Below are 22,201 nucleotides of genomic sequence, written 5' to 3'. Positions count from 1 at the left end.
AACGGTGCGGCCGATTGGACGGGCCACAGCAGCACGGATGTGCTCCGCGAGCACTGTCCCTACATCTTCGAAGGCGCCGAGCGCGCGGGCGTGCTGCCGGCGCGACCATGCTGACCCCCGGCGCGGACGGCCCCACCGAGCGAGACGAAGTCGCCCGACCCAGCCCATGCGGAAGGCCCCCGGCAGCACGCCGGGGGCCTTCTCGTCATGCGGGTCAGCACCCGTTCCGCGGCCGGTGTCCGCCCAGTATCTCCCCAGCGTGACGCCCGGGAACAGCCCGGAACGGGCCCGAACGGACCGGAAGCCGATCGCCGCTCCCGGAGCGCCGGAGAAGGCCGCTGACCTGCGAAAACCCTGCTACGGCAGGTTGCGGGCCATCACGATCCGCTGCACCTGGTTCGTACCCTCGTAGATCTGGGTGATCTTGGCGTCGCGCATCATGCGCTCGACCGGGTAGTCGCGGGTGTATCCGTAGCCGCCGAGCAGCTGGACGGCGTCCGTGGTGGCCTCCATGGCCACGTCGGAGGCGAAGCACTTGGCCGCGGCGCCCAGGTAGGTGAGGTCGGCGTCGCCGCGCTCGGAGGCTGCGGCGGCCTGGTAGGTGAGGGCGCGGGCGGCGGAGATCTTCATCGCCATGTCGGCGAGCATGAACTGGATGCCCTGGAAGTCGGCGATCGGCTTGCCGAACTGCTTGCGTTCCTGGACGTAGCCCTTGGCGTAGTCCAGGGCGCCCTGGGCGATACCGAGGGCCTGGGCCGCGATGGTGATGCGGGTGTGGTCCAGGGTCTTCATCGCCGTGGCGAAGCCGGTGCCCTCCTCGCCGATCATGCGGTCGGCGGGGATGCGCACGTTGTCGAGGTAGACCTCGCGGGTCGGCGAGCCCTTGATGCCGAGCTTCTTCTCCGGCGCGCCGAAGGAGACGCCCTCGTCGCTCTTCTCGACGACGAACGCCGAGATGCCCTTGGAGCGCTTGGTCGGGTCCGTGACGGCCATGACCGTGTAGTAGTCGGAGACGCCCGCGTTGGTGATCCAGCGCTTGACGCCGTTGAGCACCCAGAAGTCACCGTCCCGGACGGCCTTGGTCTTCATGCCCGCGGCGTCCGAGCCGGCGTCGGGCTCGGAGAGGCAGTACGAGAACATCGCGTCGCCCTTGGCGAGCGGGCCCAGGTACTTCTTCTTCAGCTCCTCGGAACCGGAGAGGATCACCGGGAGCGAGCCGAGCTTGTTCACGGCCGGGATCAGGGAGGACGACGCGCAGACGCGGGCCACCTCCTCGATGACGATCACCGTCGCGAGCGCGTCGGCGCCCGCGCCGCCGTAGGACTCGGGGACATGGACCGCGTGGAGGTCGGAGGCGACCAGGGCGTCCAGCGCCTCCTGCGGGAAGCGGGCCTCCTCGTCCACCGCGGCGGCGAACGGAAGGATCTTGGCCTCGGCGAGCGAGCGGACGGTGTCCCGGAGCATGTCGTGCTCTTCGGACGGGCGGTACAGATCGAAGTCAGGCGTTCCCGCCAAGGTCTCTCACTCCCCAGAGCTCTGCTAACTACCGTTAAGTAACCCTGATTTTAGAGGCCACGACCCGGTCAGGCATACGTGAGCTTGATGACAGCGGAAACCATGCCCCCGCGGTGGCCCGACTATGCTCGGGCAGGCATTCCGAGCCCGCAGGCTCGCTTTCCGAGCCCGTACGTCGATGGAGCACCGCATGGCCCTCAAGATCACCGTGATCGGCACCGGATATCTCGGCGCCACCCATGCGGCGGCCATGGCGGAACTGGGCTTCGAGGTCCTCGGCCTCGACGTCGTACCCGAGAAGATCGAAATGCTCTCGGCCGGCAAGGTCCCGATGTACGAACCGGGACTGGAAGAGCTGCTGCGCAAGCACGTGGCGGGCATCGAGGGCTCCACCGGCCGACTGCGGTTCACGACCTCCTGGGAGGAGGTCGGGGAATTCGGCGACGTCCACTTCGTCTGTGTGAACACTCCGCAGAAGCACGGCGAGTACGCCTGCGACATGAGTTACGTCGATGCCGCGTTCGGCTCCCTGGCCCCGCATCTGAAGCGGCCCACGCTGGTGGTCGGCAAGTCGACCGTGCCGGTCGGCAGCGCGGAGAGACTGGCCGGGCTGCTCACCGCCCTGGCACCCGTGGGCGCCGACGCGGAGCTGGCCTGGAACCCGGAGTTCCTGCGTGAGGGCTTCGCCGTGCGGGACACCCTGCACCCCGACCGGATCGTGGTGGGCCTCGCCTCCGAGCGCGCCGAGAAGCTGCTGCGGGAGGTGTACGCCACGCCGATGGGCGAGGGGTCGCCCTTCGTGGTGACCGATTTCCCGACCGCGGAACTGGTGAAGACCTCCGCGAACTCCTTCCTGGCCACGAAGATCTCCTTCATCAACGCCATGGCGGAGGTCTGCGAGGCCGCCGGCGGCGATGTCGCCAAGCTGGCGGAGGCGATCGGCCACGACGACCGGATCGGCGCGAAGTTCCTGCGGGCGGGCATCGGCTTCGGCGGCGGCTGCCTTCCGAAGGACATCAGGGCCTTCATGGCACGCGCGGGCGAACTGGGCGCCGACCAGGCGCTGACCTTCCTGCGCGAGATCGACTCCATCAACATGCGGCGGCGCGGCCAGATGGTCGGCATGGCCCGCGAGGCGCTCGGCGACAGCTCGTTCCTGGGCAAGCGGGTCGCGGTGCTCGGCGCGGCGTTCAAGCCGGACTCGGACGACGTACGGGACTCCCCTGCCCTCAACGTCGCCGGGCAGATCCACCTGCAGGGCGGCCAGGTGACGGTCTACGACCCGAAGGGCATGGACAACGCCCGCCGGCTGTTCCCGACGCTCGGTTACGCGGACAGCGCCCTGGAAGCGGTGCGGGGCGCCGATGTGGTGCTGCACCTGACGGAGTGGCGCGAGTTCCAGGAGCTGGACCCTCAGAAGCTGGGCGAGGTCGCGACGGCGCGGATCATCCTCGACGGCCGCAACGCCCTGGACCCGGTGCGCTGGCGTGAGGCGGGCTGGACCTACCGCGCGATGGGCCGCCCGCGCGCCTGACGGGCGTCCGCGCCGCCCCCGCCGCCCCTACGGGTTCCGGCGGGCGCGGTACGTGCGCATCTTCGCGCGGGCGCCGCACACCGACATGGAGCACCAGCGGCTCCGGCCGCCCGGACTGCGGTCGTAGTACGCCCAGTGACAGTCGGGTGCCTGGCACGCCTTGAGCCGCGCCCAGCTGCCGTCCGCGGACGCCGTCGCGATCGCCTCGGCCACACGCGAGACGAGCCTGTCCGGGGCCGCCGGGCGCAGACCCGCCGCGCCCCGGTCGTCGACGGTCACCACGAGCGGGGCTTCGGCCAGCAGGTCGGCCAGCGGAGTCGTCGTACCGTGCGGCGGGTGGCCGGCGTGCGCGAGGCAGGCGACGCGCAGCGCCTCGCGCAGTTCACGGGCGGCCGGCACCTCCCCCTCAGCCAGTCCGAGGGCGGCGCGACCGGTCGGCGTGTCGAGGGAGTCGACACGCGTCTCGATGTGCAGCGAGTTCACCAGGGCCTCGATCAGGGCGAGTCCTCCCGGCGCCGGCGCTCTTTCCATCATGGTCGCGACGTTACCCCCTGTCCGGCCGCATGCAGTAACAGTTACCGACTAAGCTGCTCAAGCGGTAACGACATCGCGAGAGGAGTTGGCCATGGCCATCGCCAGGCTCGGGACCGTGGTCCTGGACTGCCCTGATCCGCACGCGCTCGCCGCCTTCTACGCCGAGCTGCTGGGCGGCTGCGCCGAGGACGGCCCGGACGGCTGGGTCGACCTGATCGGGCACGGCGGCACTCCGCTCGCCTTCCAGGCCGCCCGCGGGTTCGTCCCGCCCCGGTACTCCTTCCACGACGGCACGCAGCAGTTCCATCTGGACCTCACCGTCCACGACCTCGACGAGGCGGAGGAACAGGTCCTGGCCCTCGGCGCCAAGGCGCTGGACACGGACAACCGGGGACGCTCCTGGCGTGTGTACGCCGACCCCGCGGGGCACCCGTTCTGCCTCTGCGCCTGCTGAGGAGGGATTCATGGCATTCGCCACACTCACCCTGACCGCGATCGACTGCCCCGATCCGCGCGTGCTCGCCGACTTCTACGCCGCCGTCCTCGGCGGGGACATCAAGGACGACCCCGACGGCGAGTGGGTCGAACTCCGCCTGGCCGACGGCGGGCGGCTCGCCTTCCAGCGGGCTCCGGAGCTCCGCCCGCCGAACTGGCCGCGGGCCGACGACAACTCGCAGCAGCTGCATCTCGACCTCACGGTCGAGGACATCGACTCCGCACAGGAACAGGTCCTGGCGCTGGGCGCGCGACCGCTGGACATCGACGACAACGGCGGTGAGCGGGGATTCCGGGTGTACGCGGATCCGGCCGGGCACCCGTTCTGCCTCTGCCGCGCCTGACCAGGGTCCATCGCGCGGAGCCGGGCGCCGGCCGGTCCGCCACGAGGACGCCACCGACCGCTGTACGTGACCGCTGTACGTGACCGCTGTACGGACCGCGCCGCCGGCCGCCGTACGGCCATGTCGCACCCGCCGGGCGGCGGTCGTACGCCGTCGGGCGGCCGGGCAGCGGCGCACCCCTCGCGGCCACCGCCGCGGGCGTCACGTCCCGTACGGCGCCTCGCGCGCCACACCCTCCGCCTCGCGTACGACACGCGCCGCGTTTCCCCAGGTCAGCGCGGCGATATCGGCCTCCTGCCAGTCCCGGTGCAGTAGCTCGGCCAGCAGATTGGGGTAGCAGGACGCGTCTTCCAGGCCGATGGTGTGCGGGGCGTCGGTGGCCGCGCCGTACGACCCGGACAGGCCGACGCACTCCGGGCCGGCGACCTCGCGGACGTGCTCGACGTGGTCGGCGACGTCCCGGAGTGTGGCCGGGCCCTCGCGGACGACCTGGTCGGGGGCGAAGCTCACCATGCACACGCCGGCGTTGGCCCGCAGCAGGCGCAGGACGTCGTCGGCGACGTTCGCGGGGTGACCGGTGAGCGCCCCGGCCGCCGAGCGGGAGAGCATGACCGGTGCCTTGGTGACCTCCAGGACGCGGCGCATGGTGGCGGCGGAGGCCCCGGAGAGGTCGATCAGGACGCCGAGCCGGTTCATCTCCCGGACCGCCTCCTCGCCGAAGGCGGTGAGACCGCCCGCCGTCCACCGGGTACCGGCCACGCTGACGCTGCGCACGCCGAGGGCGTGGTAGGCGCGCAGGGTGCCGAGCGAGTCGCCGAGCGCGGTGCCGGCGACGGGCCCGAGCAGGGACGCTATCCGTCCGCAGTCCCGGGCCTCGGTCATCTGGCGGGCGTCGAGGGCCAGCCGCAGGGCCTCGGGGCAGGCAGCGATCAGCGTCCGCACGGCGTCGATGCGTTCCAGCGTGCCGCTGACGGCCCGCTCGGTGGAGCCCGCCTCGTCCGGCGCGACGTGCAGCGACCAGAACTGGGCGCCGACGCCGCCGGCGCGGATGCGGGGGATGTCGGTGTCGAGGGAACTCGCCCCGTGCTCCAGGTCGTGCCAGAGCGTCCGGTCGAGCTCCTGGGCCAGCGTGTTGTGCCCGTCGACGACGAGTTGCGCCGCGAGGAGCACTCGGGCCCGTTCGATGTCCACCTCGGCCGCGGCGGGCGCCTCGGCGCCGCTCGGCGAATCGTCGAGCTCGCCGACCGCGAGGGGTGCGGCGGGTGCGACGTAGGGATGATCCTGAAGATCTGCCATGAGGGCTCCGGGGATGCGGTGCGAGCCGATGGGCCCACGCTCGCACGATCCGTCCACGAGTTCGCGCAGACGTACTGCATCCGGGTGATGCCCCGCCGGGTGCGGGCCTGGCCGGGGCGGCCTCGCCCGGGCCACGCAGAAGGCGCCCGCCCCGGGGCCTGGCGGGCGCCTTCGGGGACCGACCGCTGCGGTCAGGCGTCCAGGGATCCGAGCGTGGCGTTCGACGGGGCGCGGCCCGCCAGGGAGGCCGCGACCGTCTCCGCGTCGCGCAGCACCCGGACCGCGTTCTTCCAGGTCAGCTGGGCGATGTCGGCGTGGGACCAGTGCCGGGAGAGCAGTTCGGCGATCAGGCGCGGGTATCCCGAGACGTCCTCCAGGCCCGAGGGCGTGAACGCCGTGCCGTCGAAGTCGCCGCCGATGCCGATGTGGTCGATGCCCGTGACCTCGCGCATGTGGTCGAGGTGGTCCGCCACCGTCGCGACCGTGGCGACCGGGCGGGGGTTCTCCGCTTCGAAGGCCTCATGGATCCGCATGGCCTGCGGCGTGGTGTCCAGGCCGTGCAGACCGTGCGCGCGCATGTTCTCCTCGGCCCGCCGGGTCCACTCCACCGCCGCCGGCAGGATGAACTTCGGTACGAAGGTGGCCATGGCCACTCCCCCGTTGGCGGGCAGCAGGGCGAGCACGTCGTCCGGGATGTTGCGCGGGTGGTCGCACACCGCCCGGGCGGACGAGTGGGAGAAGATCACCGGCGCTTCGGAGGTCGACAGCGCGTCCCGCATGGTCGTGGCCGCGACGTGCGAGAGGTCCACCAGCATGCCGAGGCGGTTCATCTCACGGACGACCTCGTGGCCGAACGGCGACAGGCCGCCGACTCCCGGCGCGTCCGTCGCCGAGTCCGCCCAGGCGGTGTTGTCGTTGTGCGTCAGGGTCATGTAGCGCACGCCGAGCGCGTACAGCGCCCGCAGGGTGGCCAGCGAGTTGTTGATGGAGTGGCCGCCCTCGGCGCCCTTCAGGGACGCGATGCGCCCGGCTGCCCGCGCCGCCTCCATGTCGTCGGCCGTCAGCGCGGGCGCCAGGTCCGACGGGTAGCGGGCGAGCAGCTGGTCGACGCAGTCGATCTGCTCCAGGGTCGCGCTGACCGCCTCGTCGCCCGCCAGGTCGCTGCGGACGTAGACCGACCAGAACTGGGCGCCGACCCCGCCCGCCCGCAGCCGGGGGATGTCGGTGTGCAGCCGCCCGGTCTGGTCGACCGCGATGTCGAGCCGGTCCAGGTCGTAGCGGGCCTTGTTGCGCAGCCCCGAGGGCAGGTCGTTGTGGCCGTCCGCCACGGGGAAGGAGGCCAGCAGCTCGCGGGCCTCCCCGTCGAACGCGGCCGCCGTCACTTGGCGAACCCGAACGACGGGGAACCCTCGACCTTCGCGCGCAGTCGCTTGCCCTTCTCGGTGGCCTGGTCGTTGAGCTCCTGCTGGAACTCGCGCATCCGCGCCAGCAGCTCGGTGTCGTACGTCGCGAGGATGCGCGCCGCCAGCAGGCCCGCGTTGCGCGCACCGCCCACCGAGACGGTGGCGACCGGGACGCCGGCCGGCATCTGGACGATGGACAGCAGCGAGTCCATGCCGTCGAGGTACTTCAGCGGGACGGGCACGCCGATGACCGGCAGCGGGGTGACCGAGGCGAGCATGCCCGGCAGGTGCGCCGCACCGCCGGCGCCCGCGATGACCGCCTTCAGGCCGCGGCCGGCGGCCTGCTCGCCGTAGGCGACCATCTCGCGCGGCATCCGGTGCGCGGAGACGACGTCGACCTCGTAGGGGATCTCGAACTCGTCGAGCGCCTGGGCCGCGGCCTCCATGACGGGCCAGTCGGAGTCCGAGCCCATGACGATGCCCACCAGTGGATTACTCAACGATCGTTCCTCGCAGGTAGCCGGCGGCGTGGCGGGCGCGCTCCAGCACGTCGTCCAGGTCGTCGCCGTAGGTGTTGACATGCCCCACCTTGCGGCCGGGCTTCACGTCCTTGCCATACATGTGGATCTTGAGCTGCGGGTCACGGGCCATGCAGTGCAGGTAGGCCGTGTACATGTCAGGGTAGTCCCCGCCCAGGACGTTGCACATGACCGTCCACGTCGCGCGCGGACGCGGGTCGCCGAGCGGGAGGTCGAGCACGGCGCGGACGTGGTTGGCGAACTGCGAGGTGATCGCGCCGTCCTGGGTCCAGTGGCCGGAGTTGTGCGGGCGCATGGCGAGCTCGTTGACGAGGACGCGGCCGTCGCGGGTCTCGAAGAGCTCGACCGCCAGGTGCCCGACGACGCCGAGCTCCTTCGCGATCCGCAGGGCCAGCTCCTGGGCCTGGCCGGCCAGCTCCTCGGAGAGGCCGGGCGCGGGGGCGATCACCGTGTCGCAGACGCCGTCGACCTGCCGCGACTCGACGACGGGGTACGCCACGGCCTGGCCGTGCGGCGAGCGGACGATGTTGGCGGCCAGCTCACGGACGAAGTCGACCTTCTCCTCCGCGAGCACCGGGACGCCCGCCAGGAACGGGTCACGGGCGTCGGCCTCGGAGCGCACGAACCAGACGCCCTTGCCGTCGTACCCGCCGCGCACCGTCTTGAGGATGATGGGGAAGCCGCCCACCTCGGCGGCGAAGGCCGCCGCGTCGGCCGGGTCGGCCACGATGCGGTGCCGGGGGCAGGGCGCGCCGATCGCGTCGAGCTTCGCGCGCATCACCCCCTTGTCCTGGGCGTGCACCAACGCGTCGGGCCCCGGCCGGACGGGAATGCCGTCCGCCTCCAGGGCCCGCAGGTGCTCGGTCGGAACGTGCTCGTGATCGAAAGTGATCACATCGCAGCCGCGAGCGAACTCACGCAGCGTGTCCAGGTCGCGATAGTCGCCGATGACGACCTCACTCACCACCTGGGCCGCGGAGTCCTGCGGGGTGTCACTGAGGAGCTTGAACTTTATGCCGAGGGGGATGCCCGCCTCGTGGGTCATACGGGCGAGCTGACCGCCACCGACCATGCCGACTACCGGGAACGTCACTCTCCCAGGGTATCCGCCCGCCCGGTGGGCCTGTCACAGCACTGCTACACCGCCGGGGCTCCCGCGAGCGCCCCGCACGAGTGGTGGTTAGCATGGCTTGGTTGACCGAACCGACCGGACGGGGCCAGAGACCACCATGAGTGAACGCGGCGCACTGCGTGTGCGGCTGGACCAGCTCGCCCGGGAGATCGCCAAGTTCGGCCTCATCGGCGGTCTGGGCCTGCTGGTCAACATGGCGGTCTTCAACCTGGTGCGCCACACCACGGACGTCCCGGTCGTGCGGGCCAGCCTGCTGGCCACGGTCGTGGCCATCGTCTTCAACTACGTGGGCTTCCGCTACTTCACGTACAAGGACCGCGACAAGAGCGGCCGCACCAAGGAACTCACCCTCTTCCTGCTGTTCAGCCTGGTCGGACTGGTGATCGAGAACGGCGTGCTGTACGCCGCGACGTACGGGTTCGGCTGGGACACCCCGCTGCAGAGCAACTTCTTCAAGTTCTTCGGCATCGGCGTCGCCACCCTGTTCCGCTTCTGGTCCTACCGCACCTGGGTCTTCCGGGCGCTGCCCGCCCGCGAGGCCGTGCAGACGGCCGAGTCCTTCCTGGAGCAGCGCCGCCACGAGCCGGCCGCCCCGGCCGGCCAGAACGCGCGCTGACCCGGCCGTCCGCACGGCCTCGGACGACACCGCCCGGGGTCTTCCGTCCGGGGCCTTCCGTCCGGATCGGGCCGGATCGGTGAGCGGGGTCGGTCCGGCGGACGACGCGACGGGAGGGCACTCCCTAGCGCACCGGACGGTGCTCGTCGTCCTTGTCCTTGCGGCTGCGCGCCTCCCGGCTGAGGAAGAGGGCGAAGACCGCCGGCTGCTGCTGGAGCAGCTCCAGCCGTCCGCCGTCCGCCTCGGCCAGGTCGCGGGCGACCGCGAGCCCGATGCCGGTCGAGTTGCGGCCGCTGATGGTCCGCTCGAAGATCCTCGCCCCCAGGTCCGCCGGTACCCCGGGGCCTTCGTCGGTGACCTCGATGACCGCCTGGTTCCCGGTGACGCGGGTGCGCAGGGCGACCGTGCCGCCGCCGTGCATCAGTGAGTTCTCGATCAGCGCGGCGAGCACCTGGGCGACCGCGCCGGGCGTGCCGACCGCCCGCATGCCGACCTTGCCGGAGCGTACGATCGCCCGCCCGGCGCTGCGGTAGGCGGGGCGCCACTCCTCGATCTGCTGTTTGACCACCTCGTCGAGGTCGAAGGTGATCGCCGAGCCGGTGCGCGGGTCCCTGGAGTTGGTGAGCAGCCGCTGCACGACGTCCGTCAGCCGTTCCACCTGGGTGAGCGCGATCGTCGCCTCTTCCCGCACGGTGTCCAGGTCGTCGGTGACCGTGATCTCCTCCAGCCGCATGGACAGGGCGGTCAGGGGCGTGCGCAGCTGGTGCGAGGCGTCGGCGGCCAGACGCCGTTCGGCCGTCAGCATCCGGGCGATCCGCTCGGCGGAGGCGTCGAGGACGTCGGCGACCCGGTCCAGCTCCGGCACCGCGTACCGCTTGTGGCGGGGCCTGGGGTCGCCCGATCCGAGCCGTTCGGCCGTCTCCGCGAGGTCGGTGAGCGGCGAGGCGAGCCTGTTGGCCTGACGTACGGCGAGGAGGACGGCGGCCACCACGGCCAGCAGCGCCACCGCGCCGATGATCAGCAGGGTCCGGCCGACCTCACGGGTGATCGAGGAGCGGGACTCCTCGACGGTGACGGTCTCGCCGCGCTCGCCGTGGGCGGTGCCCCGGATCACGCTGTCGTCGGGACGCGCGCCGATCTCGATGGGGGCCCGGCCGGGGATCTCGATCATGGCGTACCGCTTGGCGCCGCTCTGCTCGGCCAGGATGTCGGGGTTGACCGGCTCCCCGCCGATCAGCCGGCTGTCGACGATGCTGACCAGCCGGAGCGCCTCGGAGTCCACGCTCTCCTGGGCACTGCTGCTGATGGTGCGGGTCTCCACGATGACGAGGGAGACCCCGAAGACGGCGATGACGACGAGCACCACGGCGAGCGTGGAGTTGATCAGCCGACGACGCACGGTGCCCTCCGGGCGGGTTGTACCGGAAGCGGTGGGGCCCCGGCGGTGGACGGCCCGACGACGGCCCGCTGCGGGACGTCACGGCCGGGAGTCTTCCGTCCGGACCAGGCCGGCGCGGTCCGGACGAGCGGCCCTGGGGACCTAGCTCTTCTCGAAGCGGAAGCCCACACCGCGGACGGTGGCGATGAAGCGCGGGTTCGCGGCGTCGTCCCCGAGCTTCTTGCGCAGCCAGGAGATGTGCATGTCGAGGGTCTTGGTCGACGACCACCACGTGGTGTCCCAGACCTCGCGCATCAGCTGGTCGCGGGTGACGACCCGGCCCGCGTCCCGGACCAGGACCCGCAGCAGGTCGAACTCCTTGGCGGTGAGCTGGAGCTCCTCCTCGCCCATCCAGGCGCGGTGCGACTCGACGTCGATGCGCACCCCGTGGGTCGAGGGCTGCGGCGCGGGCTCGCTGGCGCCGCGCCGCAGCAGCGCCCGGACGCGGGCGAGGAGCTCGGCGAGCCGGAACGGCTTGGTGACGTAGTCGTCGGCGCCCGCGTCGAGGCCGACCACGGTGTCCACCTCGTCGGCGCGGGCCGTCAGGACGAGGATCGGCACGGTGAGGCCCTCGGCACGCAGTCGCCGGGCCACTTCGAGGCCGTCCATGCCGGGCAGCCCGAGGTCGAGCACGACGAGGTCGATGGCGCCCTGGACGCCGGCGTCGAGAGCGGTGGGCCCGTCCTCGCGCACCTCGACCTCGTACCCCTCCCGCCGCAGGGCGCGGGCCAGCGGTTCCGAGATGGATGCGTCGTCCTCGGCGAGCAGTACACGGGTCATGGGGTGATGGTAGTCCGCACCGGGCGGCCGTCGCCGCGCCCTTCGCTCAAGATCGTCAAAGCCTGCGGGTATGGGATGCCATCCTGGTGATGACCTTCGAATCTGCTCCGGCGGTTCCAGTGAAACCTGTGATCCATCTCTCAAGTCCTTCCATATACGGCACTGTCGTGTCGTATGGTGGCGAGACGCCTGATGCACTACTCAGGGACCTTTGGCCCGATTCGAGCGCCAAGGGTCTCTTTTCTGCGCAAGGTCGGCTCTGCCAGCCTTGAGGCAGTGAATGACCTCTGGGCCGGGCTCCGTGGCGCGACGTTGCGTCCGGGGCGTGGATCCCGGCGCTGACCGTCCCCCCGCCGCGTACGCGGCGGACCCCCCTCGGGCGCGGGTGGGGCGGTCGTGCGCGCCGGTGCCGGCCCGCACCCCACCGGGCGCGTACCGCTCACGAAGCGACGCGTCCCGAGCAAGCAAGGATCGACCATGGCGTCAAGCCTGACGAAGGACTCGGCCAGTACCCCTGGTGCGGAGAAGACCTTCTTCGGCCACCCCCGCGGCCTGGCCACTCTCTTCCTGACCGAGATGTGGGAGCGCTTCAGCTACTACGGCATGCGCGCCCTTCTCGTGTACTACCTGGTCTCCGGGGGCGCCGACGCCGCCACCGGCAGCCAGGGCGGCGGCCTTGCGATGACCGCGGCGATGGCCACGGCCATCTACTCCGTCTACGTCTCCATGGTCTACCTGATGGCCATGCCGGGCGGATGGTTCGGCGACCGCGTCTGGGGCGCCCGCAAGACGGTCGCGATCGCGGGCTTCGTGATCATGGGTGGTCACCTCGCGCTGGCCCTGCCCGGTCAGGCGATGTTCTTCGTCGGTCTGGTGCTCGTCGCCGCCGGTTCGGGCCTGCTGAAGGCCAACATCTCCACGATGGTCGGTCACCTGTACGACGGCCCGGAGGACCCGCGCCGCGACGGTGGCTTCACGCTCTTCTACATCGGCATCAACCTCGGCGCCTTCGTCGCCCCGTTCGTCATCGGAACGGTCGGCAAGGAGCACAACTGGCACCTCGGCTTCGCGCTCGCCGCGGTCGGCATGGGCCTGGGTCTGCTGCAGTTCCTGCTCGGTACGCGCCACCTGAGCCCGAAGAGCAACATCGTCCCGAACCCGCTGAGCGCCGAGGAGCGCCGGACCGTTCTGCTCAGGATCACGGGTGCCGTGGTCGTGCTGGCCGTCTTCTACGGCGCCGTGGTCGCCCTGGGGATGTACACCCTGAACTGGGCGCTGGTCCCGCTGACCCTCGCCGGTCTGATCATCCCGGTCGCGGTGCTGGTCCGCATCAAGCGCGACAAGGACCTGTCGGCGACCGAGCAGTCCAAGATGAACGGCTACATCTGGTTCTTCGTGGCCGCCGCCATCTTCTGGATGATCTACGACCAGGGCGGTTCGACCCTGTCGCTCTTCGCGGACAGCAAGACCGCGGACACCGTCTTCGGCCTGGGCTTCTCGGCCACCTGGTACCAGTCGCTTAACCCGCTGTTCGTCATGGCGCTGGCCCCGGTCTTCGCCTGGCTGTGGCTGTGGCTGGCCCGCAGGAACCAGGAGCCCAACACCATCGTGAAGTTCGCGATGGGCCTGGTGGCGGTCGGCGCGTCGTTCTTCATCTTCATCGTCCCGATGGGCATGGCCTCGGACGGCAAGGTCTCCCCGATGTGGCTGGTCTCGATCTACATGATCCAGACCATCGGTGAGCTGTGCCTCTCCCCGGTCGGCCTCTCGGTGACCACCAAGATGGCGCCGCAGAAGTACGCCTCGCAGATGATGGGTGTCTGGTTCCTCGCCGTCACCGCGGGCGACTGCACCACCGGTCTGCTCTCCCTGGCCGGTGTCGATCTGAACGGCATCGGGATCATCGCCATGGAGGCGTCCCTGGCGGTCGCCGCCGGTGTGGCGGTGTTCATGTACCGCAAGAAAGTCCAGGCGCTGATGGGCAACGTGCACTGACACGCGCTCCCGTACGTCGGCAAGGGCCGTCCGCACCGGTTTCCGGTACGGGCGGCCCTTCCGCCGTCCCGGGGCGGCGGAAACGGCGCACGAGGCAGACGCGGGGAACGCGGCGGACGCGCGGTGCAGACGGCGGGCGAGCCGTGGCGCGGGCGCGCGGCCTGCGCGGCCCTGGTCGCCACCTCCGGGGCCATCGACCGGGCCGTGGCGCGGGCGCGCGGCCTGCGGCCCGGCGGATCGGCGTCCGGCGTCCGGCGCGCTACCGCCGAGCGTGCCGAGGGCAGGCGGCGAGGCGGGCGGACCGGGCCCCCGGGAGGTGGCCCCGCTGTCCGCGCCTGCCACCCGGGTGGCCACGGCGGGCTTCAGGGCGTCGTTGCCGGGCTCTCCCGCACCGGGCGCGGCCGGCAGCAGGACCGGGACCGTCCAGCCGGCCTCCGGCACCGCGGGCACAAGAGCCGTCCGCCGGCGGTACGGCACATGGCGGTCACCTCACCGGAGGCGGTCGCGATTCCTGACGCCTCATCAGTCCGTCCGTGCCGGGGGAAGACAAAGAGCACGCCGTATCGGCGTGCTCCACAAAGAACCTCTCGGACCCCGACGGCTACGCGGGGGAGGCCAGTTCGGCCCAGACCGTCTTGCCCGGCCGGTCGTCGTCCCTGATGACCCCCCAGTCCAGACAGAGGCGCTGGACGATGAACATGCCGTGTCCGCCCGGGCGTCCGGCGCGGTGCGGGGTGCGCGGCTCGGGCTGACCGGCGCCCCGGTCCTCGACCTCGAGACGGAGCACCTTGGCCTCCAGCGAGACGCGCAGCTCCTCCGGCCCTTCGGCGTGCAGACAGGCGTTGGTGACCAGCTCCGAGACGACCAGCAGTACGTCCTCGGCGGCGGCCCGCCGTTCGGCGCCGTCGGCCGGCAGCCAGCCCCAGTCGTACAGGGCCTGACGGGTGAAGTCCCGGGCGAGCGGAACGATTCCGCTCGCGCTGCCGAGGGAGAGCCTGCGCAGCTGCCGGTCGGACACGGCGCCGGAGCCGGCGGCGGCACCCGCGCCGGCCGGGGAGCCGGACGCTCCGGAGGGGCTCGGGGCCCCCATGGAGCCGCCGGAGCCGCCGGAACCGCCCGACGCGTCGACCTCACCCACGAAACCCGTCACGCCGCTCACGACGCCCGTCCCGCCCGGGACGGCGGCGACGCCCGTGGCGCCGGCCACCACGTCGGTGGCGCCGCCGATCCGGGAAACGCCGGAAGTGCCGGAGCCGTCCGGCTCGGGGCCGAGATCGCTCGGCGGATGCTGCTGGGGGGTACCCATCAGCGCATCACCTCACCGATTCACCAGTTCGCCATTACATCGATACAGAGCGTGCGGGCCCTTTGCAGACCCCCAGGGGTGCTGCGAAGTTCTTCTGCCCGACAGGGCGGGAAAGACACCCGCTTTGTCGCCACGAGCCGGGAGAAACGGGCGACAGGGACCTCTATGGGCCGCAACGGCCCTGGTGGGCGGGGTGAAGACCCGCCCCGTGCGCTTTCAGCCGGCGAGTGCCGACTCCAGGGAGTCGTGCACGGTGAAGACGGCTTCCGCACCGGTGATCTCGAAGACCCGGGCCACCACGGGCTGCATGGCCGCCAGGTGCACCGCGCCCCCCGCCGCCTCGGCCTTCAGCCGGGCGCCGAGCAGCACGTTGAGTCCGGTGGAGTCGCAGAACACAAGCTGCGAACAGTCGACCACGAGGCGTGAGCGCCCCTGATCGATCGCGGCTTCCAGCGGGGCGCGCAGCAATTCGGCGGTGTGGTGATCGAGCTCACCCGCCGGCGTAAGGATCTCGCTGCGACCCTCCGTCCGGACGCCGACCTTGAGTCGGCCCTGATTAGCGCTGCCGACCGTCCCGCGGTCCATGCCGCCCCTCTTCGCCGTGCCGTTGAGTCGGTAGAACAGTACGCCCTCCGCCGGGCGGCCGGTAGTCGGACTCCCGTACAATACGGACATACAGAACAATTGACACTTGCAACGATCCGCGTAGACCGGGTAGGGCTAGTAGGGACACAACCAACACGGCCGGCTTTGGAGGCGCCGCTCACCGCAGCCACACGTATGAGGCATCGGCGGCCATATGCCGAGAACGATGGAGGAGACCATGTCACCCCGGCTCGACGAAGCGCGTACCCCGGACGCGTCGTCGACACTGCCCCACCACACCGCGACCGACGGTCCCGAGCGGTTCGCGCTGCCCGAGATCCCCCCGTACGACAAGGTCGAACCGCTTGACGCGAGGGCCCTCTCCAAGACGCTCTTCGCCCGCCTCGACACCCTTGAGGAGGGCACGCACGAGCGTGCCTACGTACGCAACACCCTGGTCGAGCTGAACCTCGCCCTGGTGAAGTTCGCCGCCTCCCGGTTCCGCTCCCGCAGCGAACCCATGGAGGACATCATCCAGGTCGGCACCATCGGCCTCATCAAGGCGATCGACCGCTTCGAACTCGCCCGAGGGGTCGAGTTCCCCACCTTCGCGATGCCAACCATCGTCGGTGAGATCAAGCGCTTCTTCCGCGACACCTCCTGGTCCGTGCGCGTCCCGCGCCGGCTCCAGGAACTCCGCCTCGACCTGGCCAAGGCCGGTGACGAGCTGGCCCAGCAGCTCGACCGCTCGCCGACCGTGGGCGAGCTGGCCGAGCGGCTCGGCCTCAGCAAGGAGGAGGTCCTCGAAGGGATGGCCGCGAGCAACGCGTACACCGCGAGCTCGCTGGACGCCCAGCCCGAGGAGGACGACAACGAAGGCGCGCTGGCGGACCGCATCGGCTACGAGGACCACGGACTGGAGGGCATCGAGTACATCGAGTCCCTCAAGCCGCTGATCGCCTCGCTGCCGGCGCGTGACCGGCAGATCCTCTCGTTGCGCTTCGTCGCCGGACTCACCCAGTCCGAGATCGGCGAGGAGCTCAACATCTCGCAGATGCACGTGTCCCGCCTGCTCTCCCGCACGCTGGGCAAACTCCGCAAGGGCCTGACCCTGGAGGAATGAGCCCGGCAGCACCTCTTGGCGCCGCCGCCTCAGGGCGAGGGGCCCGTTCCGTCAGGAACGGGCCCCTCGCCCTGTCGCCCCTCGCCCGTACCGCTGTCCCGCCGTACCGCCTCCTGAGGAACTTCGGCGACCGCACGCGCAGGCCCGCCTCGTAGGCGGCGTACCCCTCACCGACGTCGATGGCGGGCGAGGCGAACTCCTCGGCGGTGTCGAGACGGAACGGCGCCTGCCCGGCCGCGAGGTTGTCGAACTCCCAGGCCGACAGCGCGCACGCGCGCAGCAGCTCCCCGGCCCGGGTGACGAGACCCGGCCGCAGTACGACCCCCCTGACAGTCCGACACCCCCAGCCCGATGGCCCGGCCGTGTCCCAGCGGCCCCGCCGCGTGCGCCGTGTGCGCCGTGTGCGCCGTGTGCGCCGAGGCGGCCGTCGCCGCGTGGGGCGACGGCGCCGTGTTCGCCGTGTCCATACGGTCAGGCCGCCATGCCGGACGGTGACGGGCGCCCGTGGGGGCGACGGCCTCCGCCGGGGCCGGGGGACGGGGGACGGGCGCCCGTCTGTGCGGCTCCCTCAGCGGCCGGCCGGGGTGATCCCGGCGACGTGGGCGGCGACCGCGGCGAGGTGCGCGAGGGAGGAGTCGGCGGCCGCGTCCGGCAGGGCGACGATGACGTGGTCGATGCCCTGCCCGGCGAGCTCGCCGCAGAGCTGGACGGTCTCCTCCACGGACCGGCCGTCCGGGACGCGCAGGTGAAGGGTCTTCTCGATCGCCTCGAAGGGCCGCCCGACACGCTCGCAGTGCGCCCGCAGGACGGCCAGCTTGTGCGGGATGTCGGCGCCGAAGAACAGGTTGCAGGCGTCGGCGTACTCGGCGACCAGCCGCAGGGTCCTCCTTTCGCCGCTGCCGCCGACGAGGATGGGCGGGTGCGGCGCCCTCAGGGGCTGCGGGGAGTTGAGGGTGCGCTCCAGCCGGTAGTGCCGCCCCTCGAACGCCTCGTCGCCCTCGCCCCACATCCCCTTGGCGATCCGCAGCGTCTCCTCCAGCCGCTCGAACCGCTCGGCGACCGGCGGCAGCCGGAAGCCGAGCCCCCGGTGCTCGTCCTCGTGGAACCCCGCGCCGATGCCCAGGACCGCCCGCCCGCCGGACAGTACGTCCAGAGTGGTGACCTGCTTCACCAGCAACCCGGGCTGCCGGTAGGTGACCCCGGTGACCAGGGTGCCGAGGGTGACGCGACGGGTGAGGGCGGCGGCGTAGGACAGGGCGCTGTACGCCTCCAGCATCGGGTCCTCGGCGGCACCGAAGTTGGGGATCTGCCAGAAGTGGTCCATGACCCAGAAGCTGTCGAGCCCCGCCTCGTCGGCACCGCGCGCGGCCGCCGCGAACCTCCCCGCGATGGCGGCGTCCCCTCCGCTCCACAGGAAACGGGGACAGGTGAGACCGAGCTTCATGAGGTGCTCCTTCAGGGCATGCCGAACAGCCTGCCGGTGGCCGGCAGGCTGTGGCGGATCGCGTGGAGTGTGCGCGGAGGCCGTCGAGCGCGGCCGTCCGGAGGCGCTCCGGGGATTCCTCCGGAAGCGCTCCGGGATTCTACGGCACCGCCCCCGGGCCTGTCAGGGCCCCGCGGCAACGCCCGGCACTCCGCCGGGCGTTGTCTCCGACCCGGCACGTCCGGCACCGGCCGGCGCCGCCCCGTCAGAGCTCAGGACACCCGCACGCCCGCCCGCCAGACCGCGGACGTCAGGGGTACGCCCGGCCGGTAGGCGAGGTGGACGTGGGAGGGGGCGTCCAGCAGGGCGATGTCCGCGCGGGCGCCGGGGGCCAGGCGGCCGATGTCGGTGCGGCGGAGCGCGCGGGCGCCGCCCGCCGTGGCCGACCAGACCGCCTGGTCCGGGGTCATGCCCATGTCCCGAACCGCCAGCGCGACGCAGAACGGCATGGAGGACGTGAACGAGGAGCCCGGGTTGCAGTCGGTGGACAGCGCGACCGTGGCGCCCGCGGCGAGCAGGCGGCGCGCGTCCGGCCACTGGGCGCGGGTGGAGAACTCGGCGCCCGGCAGCAGCGTCGCCACGGTGTCGCCGTTCGCGAGCGCGTCGACGTCCTCGTCCGTGAGGTGGGTGCAGTGGTCGGCCGACGCCGCGTCGAGCTCGACGGCCAGCTGGACGCCGGGGCCGTACGACAGCTGGTTGGCGTGGACGCGCGGGTGCAGGCCCCGCGCCACGCCCGCCGTGAGGATGGCGCGCGCCTGGTCGCCGTCGAAGGCGCCCTTCTCGCAGAACACGTCGATCCAGCGGGCGTGCGGGGCGCAGGCGTCCAGCATCGGCCCGGTGACGAGCTCGACGTAGCCGGCGGGGTCGTCGGCGTGGTCGGGCGGGACGACGTGCGCGCCCAGGAAGGTGACCTCGTCGGTGTGGCGGGAGGCGATGCGCAGCGCGCGCGCCTCGTCCTCGACCGACAGTCCGTAGCCGGACTTGGTCTCGAACGTCGTCGTGCCCTGCCGCAGCGCTTCGTCGAGGTAGCGCGTGAGATTCGCCTCGAGCTCCGCGTCGGAGGCGGCGCGGGTCGCGGCGACGGTGGTGCGGATGCCGCCCGCCGAGTAGGACTGCCCGGACATCCGGGCGTTGAACTCCGCGGTGCGGTCGCCGGCGAAGACCAGGTGGGAGTGGGAGTCGACGAACCCGGGGATCGCGGCCCGGCCACCGGCGTCGACCCGGTTGTCAGTGGCTGGTGCTTTGCTTGATTCACCGACCCAGGCGACGCGGTCACCGTCGATGACGACCGCCGCGTCCTGGATCAGGCCGAGGGGGGATCCGTCACCGAGGGAGGGGTCGTTGGTGACCAGACTGGCGATGTTCGTGATGACGGTGGCCGTGGCCGCGACCGCGCTGTTCGTGTGCGCGGGGGCGTCCGTCGCCGGGGGGTTGTTCGTGGTCTCGGGGCCGCTGTTCATGTGGAGGAGTGTTCCCTTCAGCCGCGCAGCGCGGCGATCGAGTCCGACAGGGCTCGGGGGACGTCCGGCACGAGGACGTGGGCTCCGTCCCGCACGATGTGGCGCCCGCCCACGACCGTATGGCGCACATCTGCCGCCGACCCGGCGAATACCGCTGTTTCAGCAGCCAGACGGGGCAGCGGCCCCGCTGTCCTGACGGTGTCCAGCGCGATCGTGGTGAAGTCCGCGAGCGCGCCCGCCTCCAGGCGTCCCGCGTCGGGCCGGCCGAGCGCGGCGTGGCCGTCGGTGGTGGCGGCGCGCAGCAGGGCCGCCGCCGTCCAGTGGCCCCGGGTGCGGGAGCGCAGGCGTTCGTCGAGTTCCATCGCGCGCGCCTCCTCCAGCAGGTCGACGACCGCGTGGCTGTCGCTGCCGAGCGACAGCGGGCTGCCCGCGCGCTGGAGGGCGACGGCCGGGCCGATGCCGTCGGCGAGGTCCCGTTCCGTGGTCGGGCACATACAGGTGCCGGTGGCCGTGGATCCGATGAGGGCGATGTCCTCGTCGGTGAGGTGGGTGTTGTGGACGCCCGTCGTGCGCGGGCCCAGCACTCCGTGGTCGGCGAGCAGCCGCGTCGGCGTGCGGCCGTGGGCGGCCAGGCAGGCGTCGTTCTCGGCGGTCTGCTCGGAGAGGTGGACGTGCAGAGGCGCCCGCCGCTCGTCCGCCCAACGGGCGACCGTGGCGAGCTGATCGGCGGGGACGGCCCGTACGGAGTGGATCGCGGCTCCGATGCGGACGCCGCCGCCGTCCTTCGCGGCGCCCGCCGTGCCCGCCGTGCCCGCCGCGTCCCCCGATTGACCCGAGTGATCCGCCTCGTCGAGGTCCTGGAGCAGCGAGACGCGTTCCGCCCAGGCGTCGGCCGTGCCGTCGGAGAAGCGCAGTTGGTGCTTGTTGGGGGGCTCGCCGAAGCCCGCGGACAGGTAGGCCGTGTCCAGCAGGGTGATGCGGATGCCCGCCTCGCCCGCCGCCGCGACCAGCGCCCGGCCCATCTCGTTCGGGTCGGCGTAGGGCCTGCCCCCGGGCGCGTGGTGCAGGTAGTGGAACTCGCCGACGGCCGTGATCCCCGCCAGCGCCATCTCGGCGTACACGGCGCGGGCGAGCGCGAAGTAGGTGTCCGGGTCCAGCCGGGAGGCGACCTGGTACATCACCTCGCGCCAGGTCCAGAAGGTGCCCGAACCCACCTGGACCGTGCCGCGCAGGGCGCGGTGGAAGGCGTGGCTGTGGGCGTTGGCCAGGCCGGGGATGGTCAGGCCGCGCAGGACGACCGCGCCTCGCGGGGGGCTTCCGACGCCCGTGCGGACGGCCGAGACGCGGCCGTCGGCGACGTCGAGGGCCACGCCCGGCTCGACGTTCGTGCCGAGCCAGGCGTGCTCCAGCCAGTACGTCACCTGCACGCCAGGCCCTCCAGTACGTCGGCGAGTGCGAGCACCCCGGCCACGCAGTCGTCCTCGTCCGCCGACTCGGCCGGGGAGTGCGAGACGCCCGTGGGGTTGCGCACGAACATCATGGCGGTCGGGACGGAGGCCGACAGGATTCCCGCGTCGTGTCCCGCGCCCGTGCCGAGCACGGGCACCTGGCCGCCGAGGATCTTGGCCAGCTCGTCGCGCAGGGCGTGCTCGAACTCGACGACCGGGGTGAAGGACTCCCGGACGACCCGCAGGTCGAGGCCGTGCCGGGCGGCGGCCTCGGCCGCGGCGGCCTCGACGGCCGAGACGACGGTGTCCAGGGTCGCCTGGTCGGCCGCGCGGGAGTCCAGCCAGCCGCGCACCAGCGACGGGATGGCGTTGACTCCGTTGGGCTCGACGCTGATCTTGCCGAAGGTGGCGACGGCGCCGGCCAGCTCGGCCTCACGGCGTGCGGCGAGGACGGTCTCGGCGTATCCGAGCATCGGGTCGCGCCGGTCGGCCAGCCGGGTGGTGCCGGCGTGGTTGGCCTCGCCGTGGAAGTCGTACCGCCAGCGGCCGTGGGGCCAGATGGCGGAGGCGATGCCGACGGCGTCACCGGACAGGTCGAGGGCGCGGCCCTGCTCGACGTGGAGTTCGACGAACGCGCCGACGCGGGCGAGGCGCTCGGGGTCGGGGCCGATGGCGGACGGGTCGTAGCCGGCCGCCTCCATGGCCTGCGGGAGCGTGACGCCCTCGCCGTCGCGCAGTTCGTACGCGGCTTCCCTGGTCAGCTGTCCCGAGGTGAGCCGGGAGCCGACGCAGGCGAGGCCGAAGCGGGCGCCTTCCTCGTCACCGAAGTTGGTGAGCGCGAGGGGTCTGGTGAACTCCGCGCCCCGGTGCCGCAGTTCGTCCAGGGCGGCGAAGGACGACACGACGCCGAGGGGGCCGTCGAAGGCGCCGCCGTCGGGGACGGAGTCCAGGTGGGAGCCGGTGACGACGGCGTCCTGCCCGAGCGGGTCGCCGAGCCAGGCCCACTGGTTGCCGTTGCGGTCGGTCTCGTAGGTGAGCCCGCGTGTCTCGGCCTGCTCCTGGAACCAGGTGCGGCAGTCGGCGTCGGCTCCGGTCCAGGCGTAGCGGCGGTAGCCCCCGCTGCCGGCGTCGCGGCCGATCGGCAGGAGCTGGCGCCACATCTCGTGGAACGAGGT

Annotated in this window: 20 protein-coding genes; 6 read left to right on the top strand and 14 right to left on the bottom strand. The window is 72.0% G+C overall.

Going from position 1 to position 22,201, the window contains the following annotated elements; all coding sequences use genetic code 11:
* Positions 1-357: 357 nt before the first annotated feature.
* Positions 358-1,515, bottom strand: coding sequence for an acyl-CoA dehydrogenase (locus PUR26_RS26530; protein WP_329875779.1), 1,158 nt, complete (start codon positions 1,513-1,515; stop codon positions 358-360).
* A gap of 190 nt (positions 1,516-1,705) precedes the next feature.
* Between PUR26_RS26530 and PUR26_RS26525 the strand changes: the two genes are divergently transcribed.
* Positions 1,706-3,049 carry a UDP-glucose dehydrogenase family protein gene (locus PUR26_RS26525; RefSeq protein ID WP_329875777.1) on the top strand — a complete coding sequence of 448 codons (1,344 nt, stop codon included), beginning with the start codon at positions 1,706-1,708 and terminating at the stop codon, positions 3,047-3,049.
* Positions 3,050-3,076: 27 nt separating this feature from the next.
* Here the strand turns inward: PUR26_RS26525 and PUR26_RS26520 are convergent, their stop codons facing one another.
* A complete protein-coding gene (locus PUR26_RS26520) occupies positions 3,077-3,583 on the bottom strand; it encodes a CGNR zinc finger domain-containing protein (protein ID WP_329875775.1) in 507 nt (168 codons plus the stop codon).
* Positions 3,584-3,674: 91 nt separating this feature from the next.
* Between PUR26_RS26520 and PUR26_RS26515 the strand changes: the two genes are divergently transcribed.
* Together PUR26_RS26515 and PUR26_RS26510 are read left to right on the top strand one after the other, a co-directional pair.
* On the top strand, positions 3,675-4,037 hold the full coding sequence (locus PUR26_RS26515) for a VOC family protein (RefSeq protein WP_329875773.1): 363 nt from the start codon (positions 3,675-3,677) through the stop codon (positions 4,035-4,037).
* Positions 4,038-4,047: 10 nt separating this feature from the next.
* A complete protein-coding gene (locus PUR26_RS26510; protein ID WP_329875771.1) occupies positions 4,048-4,422 on the top strand; it encodes a VOC family protein in 375 nt (124 codons plus the stop codon).
* A 201-nt stretch (positions 4,423-4,623) separates the two neighbouring features.
* Here the strand turns inward: PUR26_RS26510 and PUR26_RS26505 are convergent, their stop codons facing one another.
* The 4 genes from PUR26_RS26505 to PUR26_RS26490 all read right to left on the bottom strand — a co-directional run bounded on the left by PUR26_RS26505 (position 4,624) and on the right by PUR26_RS26490 (position 8,753).
* Positions 4,624-5,718 (bottom strand): dipeptidase, encoded by a 1,095-nt coding sequence (locus PUR26_RS26505; RefSeq protein WP_329875769.1) that lies wholly within the window; start codon positions 5,716-5,718, stop codon positions 4,624-4,626.
* A 191-nt stretch (positions 5,719-5,909) separates the two neighbouring features.
* On the bottom strand, positions 5,910-7,100 hold the full coding sequence (locus tag PUR26_RS26500) for a dipeptidase (RefSeq protein ID WP_329875767.1): 1,191 nt from the start codon (positions 7,098-7,100) through the stop codon (positions 5,910-5,912).
* Positions 7,097-7,594: a 5-(carboxyamino)imidazole ribonucleotide mutase gene (purE, locus tag PUR26_RS26495; RefSeq protein WP_329875908.1), complete on the bottom strand. Its 498-nt coding sequence runs from the start codon at positions 7,592-7,594 to the stop codon at positions 7,097-7,099. The genes PUR26_RS26500 and purE overlap by 4 nt, the downstream gene beginning before the upstream one ends.
* Positions 7,595-7,613: 19 nt before the next feature.
* Positions 7,614-8,753 (bottom strand): 5-(carboxyamino)imidazole ribonucleotide synthase, encoded by a 1,140-nt coding sequence (locus tag PUR26_RS26490; protein WP_329875765.1) that lies wholly within the window; start codon positions 8,751-8,753, stop codon positions 7,614-7,616.
* Positions 8,754-8,889: 136 nt separating this feature from the next.
* On the opposite strand from PUR26_RS26490, the gene PUR26_RS26485 reads away from it, so the two are divergent.
* Entirely contained in the window at positions 8,890-9,408 is a 519-nt protein-coding gene (locus PUR26_RS26485; RefSeq protein WP_329875763.1) for a GtrA family protein, read from the top strand.
* A 124-nt stretch (positions 9,409-9,532) separates the two neighbouring features.
* Here PUR26_RS26485 and PUR26_RS26480 read toward each other — a convergent pair whose 3' ends face one another.
* Both PUR26_RS26480 and PUR26_RS26475 read right to left on the bottom strand, forming a co-directional pair.
* On the bottom strand, positions 9,533-10,807 hold the full coding sequence (locus tag PUR26_RS26480) for an ATP-binding protein (protein ID WP_329875761.1): 1,275 nt from the start codon (positions 10,805-10,807) through the stop codon (positions 9,533-9,535).
* Positions 10,808-10,948: 141 nt separating this feature from the next.
* The gene (locus PUR26_RS26475) at positions 10,949-11,626 is read right to left on the bottom strand and encodes a response regulator transcription factor (protein WP_329875759.1); all 678 of its coding nucleotides are present in this window, start codon (positions 11,624-11,626) and stop codon (positions 10,949-10,951) included.
* A 477-nt stretch (positions 11,627-12,103) separates the two neighbouring features.
* On the opposite strand from PUR26_RS26475, the gene PUR26_RS26470 reads away from it, so the two are divergent.
* Positions 12,104-13,621, top strand: coding sequence for a peptide MFS transporter (locus PUR26_RS26470; protein WP_329875757.1), 1,518 nt, complete (start codon positions 12,104-12,106; stop codon positions 13,619-13,621).
* Between the two features lie 601 nt (positions 13,622-14,222).
* Here the strand turns inward: PUR26_RS26470 and PUR26_RS26465 are convergent.
* Positions 14,223-14,711 (bottom strand): ATP-binding protein, encoded by a 489-nt coding sequence (locus PUR26_RS26465; protein WP_329875906.1) that lies wholly within the window; start codon positions 14,709-14,711, stop codon positions 14,223-14,225.
* Between the two features lie 432 nt (positions 14,712-15,143).
* A complete protein-coding gene (locus tag PUR26_RS26460) occupies positions 15,144-15,512 on the bottom strand; it encodes an STAS domain-containing protein (protein ID WP_329875755.1) in 369 nt (122 codons plus the stop codon).
* A gap of 226 nt (positions 15,513-15,738) precedes the next feature.
* Between PUR26_RS26460 and PUR26_RS26455 the strand changes: the two genes are divergently transcribed.
* Positions 15,739-16,635 (top strand): RNA polymerase sigma factor SigF, encoded by an 897-nt coding sequence (locus tag PUR26_RS26455; RefSeq protein WP_329875753.1) that lies wholly within the window; start codon positions 15,739-15,741, stop codon positions 16,633-16,635.
* Positions 16,636-17,203: 568 nt separating this feature from the next.
* Here PUR26_RS26455 and PUR26_RS26445 read toward each other — a convergent pair.
* From PUR26_RS26445 to PUR26_RS26430, 4 genes are all read right to left on the bottom strand, one after another.
* Positions 17,204-18,079, bottom strand: coding sequence for an LLM class F420-dependent oxidoreductase (locus tag PUR26_RS26445; RefSeq protein WP_329875751.1), 876 nt, complete (start codon positions 18,077-18,079; stop codon positions 17,204-17,206).
* Positions 18,080-18,330: 251 nt separating this feature from the next.
* Entirely contained in the window at positions 18,331-19,578 is a 1,248-nt protein-coding gene (hutI, locus tag PUR26_RS26440; protein ID WP_329875748.1) for an imidazolonepropionase, read from the bottom strand.
* A 17-nt stretch (positions 19,579-19,595) separates the two neighbouring features.
* Positions 19,596-21,005 carry a formimidoylglutamate deiminase gene (locus PUR26_RS26435; RefSeq protein WP_329875746.1) on the bottom strand — a complete coding sequence of 470 codons (1,410 nt, stop codon included), beginning with the start codon at positions 21,003-21,005 and terminating at the stop codon, positions 19,596-19,598.
* Positions 20,996-22,186, bottom strand: a complete 1,191-nt coding sequence (locus tag PUR26_RS26430; RefSeq protein WP_329875904.1) for an allantoate amidohydrolase — start codon at positions 22,184-22,186, stop codon at positions 20,996-20,998. The genes PUR26_RS26435 and PUR26_RS26430 overlap by 10 nt, the downstream gene beginning before the upstream one ends.
* Positions 22,187-22,201 lie beyond the last annotated feature (15 nt).

Origin of the sequence: Streptomyces sp. SP18CS02, from assembly GCF_036322365.1 — a bacterium.
Lineage (GTDB): Bacteria > Actinomycetota > Actinomycetes > Streptomycetales > Streptomycetaceae > Streptomyces.
This window is presented reverse-complemented; position numbering and strand designations above follow the sequence as displayed.